We start from the raw sequence: 17,049 nt of genomic DNA, 5'->3' as shown, positions 1-17,049 counted from the left end.
ATTCGCGAGCAGGCTCGCTCCCACAGGGGTAACGCATTCCAATGTGGGAGCGAGCCTGCTCGCGAAGGAGCGCGCAAGGCTTGGAGATTTACATCTGCGTCGCCATCCCCTCGACATTCATCGCTGCCTGACGCAACGCTTCCGAACGCGTCGGGTGCGGATGGCAGGTCAGGGCAATGTCCTCGGCCGACGCGCTGAACTCCATCGCCACACAGAACTCGCCGATCATCTCACTCACGCTCGGCCCGACCAGGTGCACGCCAAGGACTTCGTCCGTGCGCTCGTCGGCGAGGACTTTGGCAAAGCCCTCGGTTTCGTGATTGATCTTCGCCCGGCTGTTGGCAGTGAAGGGAAACTTGCCGACCTTGTAGGCACGGCCCTCGGCCTTGAGCTGTTCTTCGGTCTGGCCGACGCTGGCCAGTTCCGGTTGGGTGTAGATGACGTTGGGGATCAGCGCGTAATTGACCTCACCGGCCTTGCCGTGGATCTGCTCGACGCAGGCCATGGCCTCGTCTTCTGCCTTGTGCGCGAGCATCGGCCCGGACGTGACGTCGCCGATGACCCAGACCCCAGCGGCTTCGGTGCGATGTTGCTTGTTGGCGAGCATGCCGCGTTTGTCGGTACTCAGGCCGACGTTCTCCAGCCCCAGGCCCTGGGTGTATGGCCGACGCCCGATGGCCACCAGCACATAGTCGGCTTCGATCAGCTCAGCCGTACCACCAGCGGCAGGCTCGACACTCAGCTGCACGCCTGTAGCGGAGCTGGTGGCGCTGGTGACCTTTGAACTCAATTTGAAGGCAATGCCTTGTTTGCTCAGCGCGCGCTGCAAGGTCTTGCCGGCCTCGGCATCGACGCCGGGGCAGATGCGATCAAGGTATTCGACCACGGTGACCTGCGCGCCGAGTCGCCGCCATACCGAACCCAGCTCCAGGCCGATCACCCCGGCGCCAATGACCACCAGATGTTTGGGCACTTCACTCAGCGACAGCGCGCCGGTGGAATCGAGGATGCGCTGGTTGTCGATCTCGACGCCGGGCAGGGGAGTGGGCTCGGAGCCGGTGGCGATGATGATGTCCTTGGCGCTGAGCTCGGTCTTGTTGCCCTGATCGTCGGTCACCGTGACTTTGCCCGGGCCGTCGATGTGGCCCCAGCCTTTGATCCAGTCGACCTTGTTCTTGCGAAACAGAAATTCGATGCCCTTGGTCAGGCCGGCGACGCTTTCGTCTTTCTGTTTCATCATCTGCGCCAGGTTCAGCGTCGGTTTGACTTCGATGCCAAGGTTGGCGAACTCCGTACCCACCGCAGCGGCGAAGAGTTCTGAAGCGTGCAACAAGGCTTTGGACGGCATGCAACCAACGTTCAGGCACGTGCCACCGAGGGTCGAGCGCCCTTCGACGCATGCGGCCTTGAGCCCGAGCTGGCCGGCGCGGATCGCTGCGTTATAACCGCCGGGGCCGCCGCCCAGAATCACCACGTCATAGTTGCTCATGCGCTTGCTCCAGATTGCTCGATGGGGGATAGCGAAGATTAGCTGCGATTAAAATTACGTGCGTAATATGAGCTTTACCGGACATTTCGGTCAAGGCTTCAGGCAAGCGACAGCTGCGGCGTCTTTGAATAACGGTAAATGTATACGAATATTTCACAGTTTCCGTTATATCGTAACGCTATGAACGTAGGGCCTACATTTTCGGGGTGTTATGCAAGTCGATCTTGAGTTGGACGCCGCGCCAGTCACCGAACTGCCGCGCTTTCAGCAGGCAGCCGCGCACTCACGCAAATTGCGTTGGTTAGCGTATGGACTCGGCGCAGTGGCCGGGTTGGGCTGGGTGTTGGCATTTTTCGTCGGTCTGTTTGCGCCGCAATCCTTGTGGTCGCCGTTGTTGGTCAATCAGAGCGCCGCGTTGCTGGTGCTGGTCGCCGGGCTGCAATCGGCCTGGTGGGTGGCGCAATGGCGCGCGCGGGTGATGCATCCGCCAGCCTCGCAACCGAGCGTCGTGGAGGAAGGCGCAGCAGCCGAGGGCTGGTACGAAAGGCTGCTGGAGCGCTTGAGTCTGCGCGGCCGGTATTTGCTAGGACAAATCGGCGCGCCGGCACTTTGGCTCGGTGGCTGGGCATTGCTGGTTCTGCTCAGCACCGAGCAAGTGTGGAATCTCACTTTACCTGCTGCGGCGTTGGGCCTGCCGGCAAACATTGGTGCAGCACTGATGTTGTTGCTGGCCTTCGCCTTGCTGGTGCTGGAGCGGCAACTGGCGCAGGAGCTAACGGCGCAATGGCCGGAGGCGGCTGCGCTGGCGCAACTGACCCGGGTGGTGATCATCACCCTGTTGATCGGTGCGCTGTGTCTGTTGTTTGCCAGCGAGCACGCAGTCTGGCCGGTTCGCGTTGCAGTGCTCAGCGCAATCTTGCCGATGCTGGTTGCCCTCGAACTGCTGTTGCGCGCGGCGCTGTCTGTCTTCAGCCCGCGCCTCGACCAACTCGAGCCGTCCCTGCTGGCGCGCAGTTTTACCTCCGATATGCTGCGTTGGCCGCCGCAGCCGTGGTTGGCGTTGCAGCACGAAATGCACAATCGGTTCGGCATCGATCTGCGCCAGATCTGGGCCTTCAGTTACATGCGCCGGGCCTTGTTGCCAGTGTCGGCGGTGGTCGTCCTTAGCGGTTGGCTGCTGACCGGCGTACATGAAATTCCTCTGCAGGGTCGCGGCATCTACGAGCGCTTCGGTAAACCGGAACAGGTTTTCGGCCCGGGTTTGCATGCCGGTTTGCCTTGGCCACTGGGGCGTGTGATCTCCGTTGAAAACGGCGTGGTCCATGAACTGGCGACCAGTGTCGGCGACAAGCCAATCGCCGCGCAGTCCGACTCCGCTGAAGGCCCCGCCCCGCTGATCGCCAACCGTTTATGGGACGCCAGCCACGTCAACGACAAATCCCAGGTCATCGCCAGCAGCCGCGGCGCGCAACAGGGCCTGCAAATCGTCAACATGGATGTGCGCTTTGTTTATCGCATCGGTTTGGACGACGAGGCGGCGTTCGCCGCGACCTATAACAGCGCCGATGTAGCGACGCTGATTCGCAGCACTGCCAGCCGCATTCTGGTTCACGATTTTGCCTCGCGCACCCTCGACGGTCTGCTCGGCGACGACAGGGCAGGGCTGGCCGAGGAAATCGGTCGCGCAGTGCAACGCGATCTGAACAAACTGAACAGTGGTGTGGAAATCCTCGCCACAGTCGTCGAAGCGATTCATCCACCGGCCGGTGCGGCAAATGCCTATCACAGTGTGCAGGCGGCGCAGATCGGCGCCCAGGCGTTGATCGCTCGCGAGCGCGGCGCGGCTGCGCAGACCAGTAACGAAGCGCAGTTGCAGGCGAGCACGGCGCAGGATCAGGCAACGGCAAACGCGCAGGAGATCAATGCCGCTGCGCAAACCGCCGACCTGAAATTCGGCGCCGAACAAAAGGCATTCGCCAGTGCCGGTCAGGCCTTCGTACTGGAGCAATATTTCAGCCAGCTCAGTCAGGGCTTGAGTAAAGCCAGGTTACTGATACTTGATCATCGACTCGGCGGCAGCGCCAACGCGCCAACCATCGATCTGCGTACTTTCACACTTCCGACTGATCCGTCGTCCCCACGCACCACCGCTCAACCAGGAGCCACCCATTGAGCCAGTCGCCTGTTCATGACGTTCACGACCACAGCGGCCATGACCACGGCCACGGCGGCCATCACCATCATCATGGTCATCATCACCATCACGGCGAGGTGCCAGAAGCCGGACCCTTTCCGTGGCGGCGTATGGGCTGGGCTGCGTTGCTGGTGGCGTTTGCCATTGCCGCGGCGAGTCTGGTGCAAGTGCGCTCCGGTGAAGCTACGGTCATCACCCGTTTCGGAAATCCGTCGCGGGTCTTGCTCGCTCCAGGATTGAACTGGCGCTGGCCGGCACCGTTCGAAGCAGCGATCCCGGTGGACTTGCGTTTGCGCACAACCTCAAGTGGTCTGCAGGACGTTGGTACTCGGGACGGTTTGCGCATCATCGTGCAGGCCTATGTGGCGTGGCAGGTGCAGGGTGATCCTGAACACGTGCAGCGCTTCATGCGAGCCGTGCAGAATCAGCCGGACGAAGCGGCGCGGCAGATTCGCACCTTTGTCGGCTCAGCGCTGGAGACCACGGCCAGCAGTTTCGACTTGGCCAATCTGGTCAACACTGATGCCAGGCAAGTGCGCATCGCTGATTTTGAAGCGCAATTGCGGCAACAGATCGATCAACAATTGCTCGCCACTTATGGTGTGCGCGTGGTGCAGGTCGGTGTCGAGCGGCTGACTTTGCCCTCGGTCACACTCAACGCCACAGTCGACCGCATGCGCGCAGAACGTGAAACCATCGCTACGGAACGCACGGCTGTTGGCAAACGCGAAGCGGCGCAAATTCGCTCCGCCGCCGAGCGCGATGCGCGGATCGTCCAGGCCGATGCAACGGTGAAAGCCGCTGGCATTGAAGCGCAGTCGCGGGTTGAGGCTGCGCAGATTTATGGGCGCGCCTACGCCAGCGCGCCACAGCTTTACAATCTGCTGCGCTCCCTCGATACCCTCGGCACCATCGTCACGCCAGATACCAAACTGATTCTGCGTACCGACTCTGCACCGTTCCGCATATTGGTCGACGGCCCGCCGAAGCTCGATAACAAACCCGGATCGCAACCATGAGCGAAGAAGTTCCACGTGGAACACATGCGTTGAACAGTCCGTGGATTCAAGCCGGACGTCTGACCTTCATCGTCCTGTATGCGATCACGGTATTGGCCGCGTTGGCATGGGCATTTTCGAATGTCCGGCAGATCGATCCGCAGAACCGCGCGGTGGTACTGCACTTCGGCGCACTGGATCGCGTTCAGAATGCAGGACTGTTATGGGCATGGCCGCAGCCCTTTGAGCAGGTGATGCTGTTGCCGGCGGCGGATCGGGTGATCGAGCGTCGAGTGGAAAATCTGTTGCGCAGTGACGAGGCGCTAAAGGCTGACCGGGTGGCGTCCTTCGCCACGCCGTTGAGCGATGCACTTGCCGGATCTGGTTATTTATTGACCGGTGACGCCGGCGTAGTGCAACTGGACGTGCGAGTGTTTTACCAAGTCTGCGATCCCTACGAATTCGTGTTGCAAGGCGAGCATGTGCTGCCGGCACTCGATCGCCTGGTGACGCGCAGCGCCGTGGCGCTGACTGCGGCGCGAGATCTCGACACCATTCTGGTCGCTCGCCCGGAATTGATCGGCGCCGACAGTCAAGCGGCCGAGCGTCGTGAGCGATTGCGCGGTGATCTGGTGCAAGGCATCAACGCGCGTCTCGCTGAACTGAAGGCGAGCGGGCAGGGCATCGGTATCGAGGTGTCGCGGGTCGATGTGCAATCGAGTCTGCCGGAGCCAGCGGTCAGTGCTTTCAATGCGGTTCTGACCGCAAGTCAGCAGGCTGACAAAGCTGTGGCTAACGCGCGCACCGATGCCGAGAAACTTACCCAGTCCGCCAACGAACAGGCAGACCGCACGCTGCAGGTGGCTCACGCGCAGGCAGGTGAGCGTCTTGCAAAAGCCGCGGCCGATACCGCAACCGTCTCTAGTCTCGCCACGTCTGCCGACCCGCAAATGCTCCTGCGTCTGTATCGCGAGCGCATGCCGAAGATTCTTGGTCAGGCCGGGTCGGTTACCACCGTCAACCCGAAAGACGATTCCCGGTTGATCATTCAAGGAGCCAGTCAATGACGGCGACTACCGCTGCTCCGAGCCTGTTGTCCTCGGCCGAACAACGTCGCGCCGCGCGTCAATTGACCCTGGCGATGCTTGCGCTCGGGCTGCTGGGTCTGGGCTTGCTCTGGCGCTGGATGCTCCCGGAGCAGACCGGTGTCAGCCAATTGCTGCTCGGTGTCGCCTCGTTGCTGGTAGCGGTTCCGGTGATGCGTTCGGCCTGGTACAGCCTGCGTTACCCGAGCCTGCACGGAATCACCGATCAATTGATTGCGCTGGCCATGCTCGGTGCCTGGGCGACCGGTGATCTGCTCACTGCAGCGTTGTTGCCGATCATCATGATCTTCGGCCATGTCCTGGAGGAGCGCAGCGTCATCGGCTCCCAGGAAGCGATTAATGCGCTTGGCCAGTTGACCCGCAGCCGTGCGCGCAAGCTGCAAGCAGACGGTTCGATCATCGAGGTGGACAACGGCATGCTCAGCGCTGGTGATGTCGTCGAGGTGCGGGCCGGTGATCGGGTGCCGGCAGACGGTCGGGTGCTGGCCGGTCAGGCGAGCCTTGATACCGCCTCGATTACCGGTGAGTCGGTGCCGGTAGAAGCGGGCGTCGGCGCACTGGTGTTCGGCGGGGCAATCAACCTTGATGGAGTGCTGCGCGTTGAAGTCACCCGCACCGGCGAGGAATCCACGTTGGGCAAAGTCATCGCCCTGATGCAAAACGCCGAGCGCTCGAAACCACCGATCACACGGTTACTCGAACGCTATGCAGGCAGTTACATGGTGTTGGTTTTGCTGCTGGCGGCGGTGACCTGGTTCGTCACCAATGATGCTCAGGCCATGCTCGCGGTGCTGGTGGCGGCGTGCCCCTGTGCGCTGGTGCTGTCGGCGCCGGCCACGGCGATTGCCGGTGTCGCCGTGGCCGCGCGCCATGGGATTCTTATTCGCAGCTCGGCATTCCTGGAAGAACTCGCCGATCTGACCTCGCTGGTGGTCGACAAGACCGGCACGCTGACTTACGGCACGTTGCGTTTGCAGTCGATCGACAGCCCGAATGCGGACACCGCCGACGTGCAGACACTGGCCGCCAGTCTCGGCGCGGCGAGCAGTCATCCGGTGAGCCGGGCACTCGCTGGGATGGCCGGTCAGGAAGCTTATTGGCCTCTAACTGAAATTCATGAGCGCCAAGGCTTGGGTGTAGTTGCGATGACAGGGAAGGGCGAAGCTGCGCTCGGTCGCCCAGAGTTGTTCGCACAACTGGGCATCACAACCACCCTTGTTCCTGAACACGATGGCCCGATTGCCGGGTTGGCCCTGAACGGCGAATTCCTCGCCTGGCTGTTGCTCGCCGACAGCATCAAACCCGAAGCACGCATTGCCTTGAGCGAATTGCGCGAACTGGGCCTGGGACGACAACTGCTGCTGACCGGTGATCGTCAGAGTGTCGCGCGAACCCTGGCGCAGGAAGTCGGGCTGAATGAAGTCCAGGCGCAAGCGCTACCCGAAGACAAACTCAATCGCGTGCTCAAGGAAATCGATCACGGCTTCCGTCCGATGGTGGTGGGTGACGGCATCAACGATTCACTCGCACTCAAGGCAGGCGTAGTTGGCGTGGCGATGGGCGCCGGCGGTGCCGACATTGCTCTGGCGTCAGCGGACATCGTCTTGATCGGCAGCGACTTGCGCCGCCTCGGTACTTGCGTGCGCTTGAGTCGTCAGTGCCGTCGCACTTTGCAGGCCAATGTGATCATCGGGCTGGGCTGGACGCTGGCCATCGTGATTTTTGCGGCTTTCGGTTGGCTGGGTGCCGCCGGGGCCATGATCGCGGCGCTGCTGCATAACCTGAGTACGTTGTTGGTGTTGGGCAACGCCGGACGTTTGCTGCGCTTTCAGGAGCCATTGCTCAGGCTCGACGCTCAGGATAAATGAAAGAAAATTCATCGAACCGCACAGTGCGCAGGCAGTCATCTATCGTAAGGCGCGTCGCCTGTGGCTTTCAGCCGATGGGCCGATCACGATAGACAAGGCCGATCGAATCGATAGCCTGCTATTTTTCCAGGTTGGTCTACCCTCAGATCAGACGTCTGAAATAAGGGGGGATTTTCCATGCTCGCGCAACTTCCACCGGCCTTACAGAATCTGCAGTTACCGCTTCGCCTGCGACTCTGGGACGGCCATGAGTTCAATCTGGGCCCGACGCCCAGCGTGACCATCGTCGTCAAGGACCCGCAGATGGTCACTCAATTTACCCACCCAAGCCTGGATGCGCTGGGTGCGGCGTTCGTCGAAGGCAAGCTGGAACTGGAGGGCTCGATCAGCGAGGTCATTCGGGTCTGCGACGAATTGAGCAGTGCGCTGCTCGACGAAGAAGAAGGCAGTCAGCCGGTGCGAGCGCATCACGACAAGGACACTGACGCCAAAGCCATTTCCTACCATTACGACCTGTCGAATGCGTTCTACCAGCTCTGGCTGGACAGCGACATGGTGTATTCCTGTGCCTATTTCGAAACCGGCAGCGAAACCCTCGAACAGGCGCAGCAAGCCAAATTCCGCCATCTGTGCCGCAAGCTGCGCTTGCAGCCGGGCGAGTATCTGCTGGATGTCGGCTGTGGCTGGGGCGGTCTGGCGCGGTTCGCGGCGCGAGAGTTCGGTGTGAAGGTCTTCGGTATTACGTTAAGCAAGGAGCAATTGGCACTCGCGCAGGAGCGTGTCAAAGCCGAAGGGCTGGAAGACCAAGTCGAACTGCAATTGCTCGACTATCGCGATTTGCCGCAGGACGGTCGGTTCGACAAGGTCGTCAGTGTCGGCATGTTCGAACATGTCGGCCATGCCAATCTCGCCGAGTATTGCGCAACGTTGTTCGGCGCGGTCAGGGAGGGCGGGCTGGTGATGAATCATGGCATCACCGCCAAGCACACCGATGGCCGTCCGGTTGGACGCGGCGCCGGAGACTTCATCGAGAAGTACGTGTTCCCCAACGGCGAGTTGCCGCATCTGTCGATGATCTCAGCCGAGATCAGTGAAGCGGGGCTGGAAATCGTCGATGTCGAAAGCCTGCGCCTGCATTACGCGCGCACGCTCGATCACTGGAGCGAGCGACTTGAAGACAACCTCGAGGCTGCGGCGAAGCTGGTGCCCGAGCAAGCGTTGCGTATCTGGCGTCTGTACCTTGCCGGCTGCGCGTATGCTTTTGCCCGGGGCTGGATCAACCTGCATCAGATCCTCGCCGTGAAAGCTCATCCGGATGGCAGCCACGAACTGCCCTGGACCCGCGACGATATCTACCACCCCTGACACGGGGCGTTCAGAGAATCGGCGAAATCAGCCGGGCGATCCGCATGCCGACTTGCTGCAGGCGGTGGATCTCCCGGCTTTCTTCTTTGGCCACCTCATCGGCCTGTGCGAAGTCATCGTTGAGCATCTGTTCCACGGCGGCGGCGAACTCGCTGTCGACGGTCAGTAACATCACTTCGAAATTCAGGCGGAACGAGCGATTGTCCAGATTGGCGCTGCCGATGGCGCTGATCTCGCTGTCGATCAATACCACTTTCTGGTGCAGAAAACCCGGTCGATAACGGAACACCCTAACGCCGGCCCGTACCGCTTCAAAGGCATACAGGCTTGAGGCGGCATAGACGATGCGATGATCAGGCCGCGACGGCAACAGCAGGCGCACATCGACACCACGCAATACCGCCAGCCTCAATGCCGCGAATACAGCTTCGTCCGGGACAAAGTAAGGGCTGGTGATCCATACGCGTTGAGTGGCCGCGTGAATGGCTTCGACGAAAAACAGCGAGCAGGTTTCGTAGGCATCGGCCGGGCCGCTGGCGAGCAATTGGCAAAGCACGCCATCGTCCGGATACGCATCCGGAAGGATCAACGGTGGCAATGTTCGAGCTGCCCAGAACCAGTCTTCGGCGAACGATTCCTGCATGCATGCCACCACCGGCCCGCGTACTTTAACGTGGGTGTCACGCCACGGCGCCAGTGGCGGCTTCTCACCCATGTATTCATCGCCGACGTTATGCCCGCCGACGAACCCGACTACGCCATCGACCACGACGATTTTTCGGTGGTTGCGGAAGTTGACCTGAAAGCGGTTGAGCCAGCCGCTGCGCGTGGCAAAGGCTTTGACCTCGACGCCGGCATCACGCAATGCCTGCACGTAATGATGGGGCAGGGCGTGGCTGCCAATGCGGTCGTAGAGCAAATGAACGGAAACGCCTTCGGCGGCCTTCTTCAACAGCAAATCACGCAAGCGCTGGCCGAGCCGATCGTCGTGGATGATGAAGAACTGGATCAGCACGGCTTCCTTCGCTTGCTCGATCGCCTGAAAAATCGCATCGAAGGTCGCCGCGCCGTTCACCAGCAGTTGCACCTCGTTATTCGCCAGACACGGCATGCGCCCCAGTTTGGGCATCGCGCGCAGTGACGCGTAGGCACTCGACGCGCGAGCGGCCAAGGCTTCTTCCACCCACGGGCGCCAGTTCAATTCGGAAATGGCCAAACGCATCTGCTCGTTGGCCTGGCGCCGCGCCTTGATGTAGCCATCGAAGGTGCTGCGACCAAATACCAGATATGGAATAAGCGTGAGGTAGGGAATGAAGATCAGCGACAATGCCCAAGCGATCGAACCTTGCGCAGTGCGCACGGTGAGCACCGCATGGATCGCCGCGATCGACCCGAGTGTGTGCAACAGGGCGATCAGGTAACCGAAAATGTGCGGTCCGAAAAAATCCATGGGGCAACCTTGCTCCGCGAGATGCAATGCTTAACAGACCATGTTCTGCTGCGAATGTCTCTATTTAATCGGCGCATGAACCGACGCAATCGGCCGGCGTCTAACGGCCACAACTGATCAGGAGTTTCTCGATGAACGTTCGTCTGCTGGGTTTGGTGCTGGGCCTGGGTTTGGCTTTACCGGTGGTTGCACAGGCACAAATGCTGCAGCCGGGATTGTGGGAGATGACTTCGAGCAATCTGAAGGTCGATGATCAGGCCATGGACGTGCAATCGATTCTTGGCCAGATTCAAGGTCAGATCACCCCGCAGCAGCGTGCGGCGCTGGAGAAGAACGGCATCAATATCGGCGGTAAAGGCATCCGCGCTTGCCTGACGCCACAACAGGTCGCGACCAACGACATCCCGTTGGCCGACCCGCAATCGGGTTGCAAACAACAGATCACCGAACGCACCGGCAACCAATGGAAATTCCGCTTCAGCTGCCCGAAAGCCCAGGGCACCGGCGTGGCTACATTCCTCAGTGACCGCGAATTCACCACCGTCGCCAATGGCACCTTCAACGCTATCGGTATCAACCAGAAGGGCAGCCTGGAAACCCGTGCGGTTTGGCTGGGTCAGGACTGCGGCACGGTAAAACCTCGCGCTTGAAACCTCTGCGACTCCCACAGCTGGAACCTATTCCAACTGTGGGAGCGAGCCTGCTCGCGAATAGATCGCAAATTCGCCTCAAGTCATGGCTGACTCAACGCCTTGTACAGCGTATTGAGGTTGTATTCGAACAGCCCGGTAAAGGTGCTCGCCGGCCCACTCGCCGCCAGTGCATCCGAGTACAGCGTGCCACCAATGTGTGCGCCGCTTTCATCCGCGATCTGCCTGAGCAGGCGCACGTCCTTGATGTTTTCCATGAACACCGCTTTGACTTTGGCCTGGCGAATCTGCGTGATCAGCGCAGCGACTTCGGCGGCGGAGGGTTCGCGTTCGGTGGACAGACCCTGTGGCGCGATAAAGTCGATGCCATAGGCCTGACCTAGATAGCCGAAGGCATCGTGGCTGGTGACAATCCTGCGGTTGCCCGGCGGCAGCCCGCCAAGTTTGCTCTTGGCTTCGGCGAGCAGAGTGTAGATCTGTTTGATATAGGTCTGGCTGTTGCGCTCGTAGTCAGCCTTGTTGGCCGGGTCAGCGGCGATCAGCGCGTTGGTGATGTTGGCGACATACAACTGGGCGTTCGCCAGATTGTGCCAGGCGTGTGGGTCAGGAATGGTTTCGCCGTCTTCATCGAGCGAACGTGGAATCACCCCGCGACTGGCACTGATCACCGTGGCCTTACTGTCGGTGCTGGCCACCAGCCGATCCAGCCAAGGCTCGAAACCGAGGCCGTTCTTGATGATCACTTTGGCGTTTAGCAAAGCCTTGGCATCGTCCGGGGTCGGCTCATAGGTATGCGCATCGGCGTCCGGGCCAACCATATTGGTGATCTGCACGTGCTCGCCGCCGACCTGATGGACCATGTCGGCGAGGATGCTGAAGCTGGTGACCACCGGCAGTTTTTCGGCGGCCGACAAGGACATCGACAGCATCAAGCTGAACAGCACGAGTAGAGCGCGCATCGGGAAACACCTCATTGGGATGTGAGCAAAGGCGGGCGGCGCAGCAGACCGTGAACCGGTCCCAACACCACCGACAGCAGATAGCCGAGCCCCGCGACCAGCACGATGGCCGGGCCGCTGGGCAACGAGTAGTAGAACGACAGCAGCAAACCGAGCCACACCGACACGCAGCCCATGACGGCGGCGACGGCAATCAGTATCGGCAGACGGCGACTCCAGAATCTCGACGCAGCAGCTGGAAGCATCATCAATCCCACCACCATCAGCGCGCCGATGGCCTGAAACCCGATCACCAGATTCAGTACGACGAGGGTAAGAAACACACCGTGAGCCAGAGGCCCCAGACGGCTGACTGTGCGCAAGAACAACGGGTCAAGTGTGTCCAGCAGGAGTGGTTTGTAGATCGCCGCCATGGCCATGAGGCTGCCTGCCGAGACCCACAGCATGCCGGTCAGCGTTGGTCCGTCTACGGCCAGCGCTGAGCCGAACAGCAAATGCAAAAGGTCGAGGCGTTTGCCGGCAATGCCGAGAATCAGCACGCCGCTGGCGAGTGAGATCGGATAGATTGCGGCGAGGCTGGCGTCCTCGCGCAGACCCGTGCGCCGGGTGATCCAGGCCGCAAGTCCGGCCATGCTCAGCCCGGCGCCGAGGCCTCCGAACGTCAGAGCAGGGAGGCTCAGACCGGCAAACCAGAATCCTAACGCTGCACCAGGGAGAATGCCGTGGGCGACGGCGTCACCGATCAGGCTCATACGCCTGAGAATCAGAAACACGCCCAACGGCGCAGTGCTGCACGCCAGCACCAGGCCGCCGACCAGGGCGCGGCGCATGAACACGAATTCGCTGAACGGCTGCCAGAAATGGTCGAGGGTAGCGAGCATCAGGCGACCTGCATGTGCGGTGCCGGCTGGATCAGTTCCTGGCTGGTTCCGTACACGCACTCGGCGTTTTTGATCAGCAGGGTATGCGGAATGTGTTGGCGGACAGCGGCCAGGTCATGGCAGACCACGACCAGTGTCCGACCCTCGGCGTGCCAGTGGTGGATGTGTTGCCAAAGCAGTTGCTGGCCGAGTTCGTCGAGTGCGGCGTGAGGTTCATCCAGCAATAGCACCGGGGCATCCGCGAGACTCAGACGTGCGAGCAAGGCGCGTTGTAACTCACCGCCTGACAGAGCCATCAACGGACGCTGTTCGAGTCCACTTAAGTGCCAGTCTTCCAATGCGTTGTTGAGTCGCTGCGTGCGTAGTTGTGTCGACAGCCGTCGGCCCCAGAAACCTGCGGCGATGAGCTCTTGGAGGCTGATTGGAAACTGGCGATCAAGGTGCTGCTGTTGCGGCAGGAAGGAAATTCCGCTTTGCCGGGGAACCGCCATTTCTACCTTGCCAGCCAGAGGTTTTTGCAAACCGGCGATGACCTTCAGCAGGCTGCTTTTGCCGCAGCCGTTGGCGCCGATGACGGCCGTCAGGCTGGCACTTTCGAATTCAAGACTCAGAGGCGTCGTCAGCGGTTGGCCGGGTGCGCCCCAGACCAATGATTGGCAGCGGATCATTTGCGCTCCCGTTGCCAGCTGCTTTCGGCGACGGCGTCATGGGCATGCAGGCTTTCGGCGTGGATCACGCGGATGTGGAATTGGTTGATGCCAGGCGTGCGCTGCAGTGCCAGGTTGAGTCGGCGCGCGGCGTCTTCGCAGAACATCAGGTTTTGCCCATTGGCGAGAGCGAAGGCTTGCTCATCGGGGCGCTTTACGGCGGTCTGAACCGCAGTGCCCAACGCTGCTTCAGCGTCATTGATGATCGCGGTCAGCGGTAGCTCGTCGATGAAATTGTCGAGATGCAGGTGCAGTTGCGCAAAGCTGCGTTGACTGTGCGGAGTGGCTACGATCCCTTTGGTTGAACCTAGCCACGCCAGAACATCCGCGTGTTGCAGAGCCTTGTTGGCGAAATCTTCGACGAATTGCTGCTGGATCAATTGCCTTGCCAAGGCTGCGGAGCAGGGGCATGTCGAGGAATAGGGCACCTCGATTTTTAGTTCCACGTGGAACATTTGCTGTTTCACGCTGGCTGAAATGGTTGCCGGATAAGATTTCCAGCCGGCCAACGAACTGATCAGCGCGGCTCGTTTCAGCAGCACGTCGGTGTGAATGTTCAGATGAGCGCTGGCGGATAGACCTTGGTGACTTTGCAGAAAACGCTTGAGTACCTGATGCAGCAGAGCGGGAGAAAGGCTTTGCTGTTCGAGGGCTTCGAGTGCCAGATACAAGCGCGACATGTGAATACCACGCGCTTCGCCATTATCGAGACTAACGCCGGCGTCTATTTTTGCGCTGAGGCGTTGGCCTTCAAGCAAAACGGGAAGGGAGATCCCGTGCATTCCCACCCAATCGAGAGGCAATGTCTGGCGGGCAGATTGAGCGGCGATATCTGGAAGAGTAAGAGAATTCATGGTTGAGACCGTCGTGTTGATCTCTTTTTACGTTACATTATAACAATCCATTCAGCGACGCTTTTTTCATGAAAAGGTTTTCACTAGCAGCCCGTCATCCGGCTGCAAGTGAACCTTGCGCTGCTCCCTCCCGAGCTGGAAAAGCGGTTGATGGTCGTCCACCCGACACGACGGGTATAGCCAACCCAAGCCTCGCCATCAGAGGCAATGCCGGTAAAAAAGGTTAATTGGCCGAAGCGGCTGTTGGTCTGCGCCCAATAGCGATGGCCGTCCTTCTCGAATCCGCGCAGGTAAAGCGTGGAACCTACCGTACTGACGCTATAGGCGTTGCCGTCGGCGTCTACACAGGCCAGCAGATTAGCGCTGCGTGTGCAGTGCGCGAGCGCCGGCATTTGCGCTTGGGCTTGACCGGCCAGCGACGTAGCGCAGCTCAAAATCAGGTATTTCAACCCATTGTTCATTGCGAGTTTCCACGATCGGTGGTGCGGCAATTTGCGAAATCTCCTGCGTCGGACTGGCAAGCTCAAGTTGTTATACTATAACATAGGTCGTAACCAGCCTGAGCTGCCGATCACAATCGTATGCCTTCTTTGACCCGGTTAAATGAAGCGCAACACGCCAAGCGCACCTCAAAGCGCAAATCGGCTGCCATTTATAAGGATTATCCAATGTCAGCCAAATTGCCCGTCACCGTACTTTCAGGATTTCTCGGCGCGGGAAAAAGTACACTTTTGAATTACGTACTACGTAACCGAGACGGCTTGCGCGTTGCGGTGATCGTCAACGATATGAGCGAGATCAACATCGATGGCAGTGAAGTCCAGCGTGATGTCAGCCTGAACCGCGCTGAGGAAAAACTCATCGAAATGAGCAATGGCTGTATCTGCTGTACGTTACGTGAAGATTTACTGGAAGAAGTCAGCAAACTTGCCCGTGAGGATCGTTTCGATTACCTGCTCATCGAGTCCACTGGCATTTCCGAACCGCTTCCGGTCGCGGAAACCTTCACCTTCCGCGATGAACAGGGGCAAAGCCTCGCCGACATCGCTCGCCTGGACACCATGGTCACGGTGGTCGACGGTGTGAATTTCCTGCTCGATTACCAGGCAGCCGAAAGCCTTGCCTCTCGCGGCGAGATTCTCGGTGCAGAAGACGAGCGTTCCATCACCGATCTGTTGATCGAGCAGATCGAATTCGCCGACGTACTGCTGATCAGCAAAATCGACATGATCAGCCAGCACGAGCGCGAAGAGCTCACCGCTATCCTCAAGCGCCTGAATGCCCAGGCTGAAATCATTCCAATGGTGATGGGCGAAATCCCACTGGAGAAAATCCTCAACAGCGGTCGTTTCGATTTCGAGAAAGCCGCACAAGCGCCCGGGTGGCTGCAGGAGTTGCGCGGTGAGCACGTCCCGGAAACACAGGAATACGGCATCGCGTCGACGGCCTACCGCGCGCGCCGGCCATTCCACCCGCAACGCTTTTTCAGCTTCATTGACCGCCCATGGCTGAACGGTAAATTGCTGCGCTCCAAAGGCTTCTTCTGGCTGGCCAGCAAACCCACCGATGCCGGTAGCTGGTCCCAAGCCGGCGGCCTGATGCGCCATGGGTTCGCCGGGCGTTGGTGGCGTTTCGTTCCAAAAAACCAATGGCCTGAGGATCAGGAAAGTGTCCAGGCGATCATGGGAAACTGGATGCCAGGCACAGGAGATTGCCGCCAGGAGCTGGTTTTCATCGGTCAGGACATCGATTTCCTACAACTGAGCGCTGAACTCGATGCCTGCCTTTTGACCGATGAAGAAATGGCCATGGGCGTAGAAGGCTGGCGTTCGCTGCCTGACCCATTCGGTCCCTGGCACGAAGAGGCCGCCTGATGCTTGCGCTCAAAGATCAGCAGCACCTTACCCGTCATCAGCACCAGGGCCTGACTCCGCAAACGCTGACGCGCATCCTCGAAGATCAGGCCAATCTCGCTATCTGGCAGCGCCAGCTACCCGTGCACATTGCCGATTTTGCGCAATTGGTGCTGTCGCTCAACGAGCCCCTGGCCGAGTCGCTTTGCCTGGAGTTACCTGACGAAGACGCCGAACCGGATCTCGCCGGTCTGGCTGCAGGGTTGCGTGATCTGCAAGGTTTCGAAGGTTTCATGTGCGACCTCAAATGGCTGATCAGTGCCTTCGCCTGTCTGCTGGGCGCGCGGCGTATCGGCGTGCGTTTGCGTGTGCTGGACAAGGCCATGTGTCCGCGCTTCCACGTCGATCACGTGCCGGTGCGCCTGATCACTACTTACGCTGGCATCGGCAGCCAATGGCTTGAGGAGGGTGCGATGGACCGCGCGCAACTTGGCCAGGCCAATGCCGAACCGCAAGATCCAGCGTCGATTCGTCAGCTCGACAGCGGCGACGTCGCGCTGCTCAAAGGCGAAAAGTGGCACGGTAATGAAGGCTTCGGCCTGATCCATCGTTCGCCGCAACCGGCACCCGGTGAGCGCCGTCTGTTGCTCACCCTCGACTGGCTCGGCTGACACA

At 60.0% G+C, this 17,049-nt stretch carries 15 protein-coding genes; 8 read left to right on the top strand and 7 right to left on the bottom strand.

The annotated features are described in order from the left end of the window. Nucleotides 1–88 precede the first annotated feature (88 nt). A complete protein-coding gene (lpdA, locus tag AB4N53_RS19670; RefSeq protein ID WP_460122468.1) occupies nt 89–1,489 on the bottom strand; it encodes a dihydrolipoyl dehydrogenase in 1,401 nt (466 codons plus the stop codon). A 211-nt stretch (nt 1,490–1,700) separates the two neighbouring features. On the opposite strand from lpdA, the gene hflK (AB4N53_RS19665) reads away from it, so the two are divergent. From hflK (AB4N53_RS19665) to cfaB, 5 genes are all read left to right on the top strand, one after another. Continuing rightward, complete coding sequence (gene hflK, locus AB4N53_RS19665; protein ID WP_460122466.1) at nt 1,701–3,662, top strand: protease modulator HflK; 1,962 nt, start codon at nt 1,701–1,703, stop codon at nt 3,660–3,662. Further along, entirely contained in the window at nt 3,659–4,702 is a 1,044-nt protein-coding gene (gene hflC / locus AB4N53_RS19660; RefSeq protein ID WP_460122464.1) for a protease modulator HflC, read from the top strand. The genes hflK (AB4N53_RS19665) and hflC overlap by 4 nt, the downstream gene beginning before the upstream one ends. Then, nucleotides 4,699–5,748, top strand: a complete 1,050-nt coding sequence (gene hflK / locus AB4N53_RS19655; RefSeq protein WP_460122462.1) for a protease modulator HflK — start codon at nt 4,699–4,701, stop codon at nt 5,746–5,748. Before hflC ends, hflK (AB4N53_RS19655) begins: the two co-directional genes overlap by 4 nt. After that, complete coding sequence (locus tag AB4N53_RS19650; RefSeq protein WP_460122460.1) at nt 5,745–7,655, top strand: cation-translocating P-type ATPase; 1,911 nt, start codon at nt 5,745–5,747, stop codon at nt 7,653–7,655. Before hflK (AB4N53_RS19655) ends, AB4N53_RS19650 begins: the two co-directional genes overlap by 4 nt. 177 nt (nt 7,656–7,832) lie before the next feature. Beyond that, nucleotides 7,833–9,020 (top strand): C17 cyclopropane fatty acid synthase CfaB, encoded by a 1,188-nt coding sequence (cfaB, locus tag AB4N53_RS19645; RefSeq protein ID WP_460122458.1) that lies wholly within the window; start codon nt 7,833–7,835, stop codon nt 9,018–9,020. A gap of 10 nt (nt 9,021–9,030) precedes the next feature. On the opposite strand, the gene cls is transcribed toward cfaB, so the two are convergent. Next, nucleotides 9,031–10,470 (bottom strand): cardiolipin synthase, encoded by a 1,440-nt coding sequence (gene cls, locus AB4N53_RS19640; RefSeq protein ID WP_460122456.1) that lies wholly within the window; start codon nt 10,468–10,470, stop codon nt 9,031–9,033. A 131-nt stretch (nt 10,471–10,601) separates the two neighbouring features. On the opposite strand from cls, the gene AB4N53_RS19635 reads away from it, so the two are divergent. Then, nucleotides 10,602–11,120 (top strand): DUF3617 domain-containing protein, encoded by a 519-nt coding sequence (locus AB4N53_RS19635; protein WP_460122454.1) that lies wholly within the window; start codon nt 10,602–10,604, stop codon nt 11,118–11,120. An 83-nt stretch (nt 11,121–11,203) separates the two neighbouring features. On the opposite strand, the gene AB4N53_RS19630 is transcribed toward AB4N53_RS19635, so the two are convergent. The 5 genes from AB4N53_RS19630 to AB4N53_RS19610 all read right to left on the bottom strand — a co-directional run bounded on the left by AB4N53_RS19630 (nt 11,204) and on the right by AB4N53_RS19610 (nt 14,982). Continuing rightward, the gene (locus AB4N53_RS19630; RefSeq protein ID WP_460122452.1) at nt 11,204–12,079 is read right to left on the bottom strand and encodes a metal ABC transporter substrate-binding protein; all 876 of its coding nucleotides are present in this window, start codon (nt 12,077–12,079) and stop codon (nt 11,204–11,206) included. A gap of 11 nt (nt 12,080–12,090) precedes the next feature. Beyond that, nucleotides 12,091–12,960 (bottom strand): metal ABC transporter permease, encoded by an 870-nt coding sequence (locus tag AB4N53_RS19625; RefSeq protein WP_460122450.1) that lies wholly within the window; start codon nt 12,958–12,960, stop codon nt 12,091–12,093. Continuing rightward, nucleotides 12,960–13,628: a metal ABC transporter ATP-binding protein gene (locus AB4N53_RS19620; RefSeq protein ID WP_460122448.1), complete on the bottom strand. Its 669-nt coding sequence runs from the start codon at nt 13,626–13,628 to the stop codon at nt 12,960–12,962. Before AB4N53_RS19620 ends, AB4N53_RS19625 begins: the two co-directional genes overlap by 1 nt. Next, entirely contained in the window at nt 13,625–14,521 is an 897-nt protein-coding gene (gene folE2 / locus AB4N53_RS19615; RefSeq protein WP_460122446.1) for a GTP cyclohydrolase FolE2, read from the bottom strand. The genes AB4N53_RS19620 and folE2 overlap by 4 nt, the downstream gene beginning before the upstream one ends. A gap of 83 nt (nt 14,522–14,604) precedes the next feature. Continuing rightward, the gene (locus AB4N53_RS19610) at nt 14,605–14,982 is read right to left on the bottom strand and encodes a glutamine synthetase (RefSeq protein ID WP_460122444.1); all 378 of its coding nucleotides are present in this window, start codon (nt 14,980–14,982) and stop codon (nt 14,605–14,607) included. Between the two features lie 207 nt (nt 14,983–15,189). Between AB4N53_RS19610 and zigA the strand changes: the two genes are divergently transcribed. Then, nucleotides 15,190–16,395: a zinc metallochaperone GTPase ZigA gene (zigA, locus tag AB4N53_RS19605; RefSeq protein ID WP_460122442.1), complete on the top strand. Its 1,206-nt coding sequence runs from the start codon at nt 15,190–15,192 to the stop codon at nt 16,393–16,395. Further along, a complete protein-coding gene (locus AB4N53_RS19600; protein WP_460122440.1) occupies nt 16,395–17,045 on the top strand; it encodes a DUF1826 domain-containing protein in 651 nt (216 codons plus the stop codon). Before zigA ends, AB4N53_RS19600 begins: the two co-directional genes overlap by 1 nt. Nucleotides 17,046–17,049 lie beyond the last annotated feature (4 nt).

This window comes from Pseudomonas sp. H3_E04 (assembly GCF_054668915.1).
This window is presented reverse-complemented; position numbering and strand designations above follow the sequence as displayed.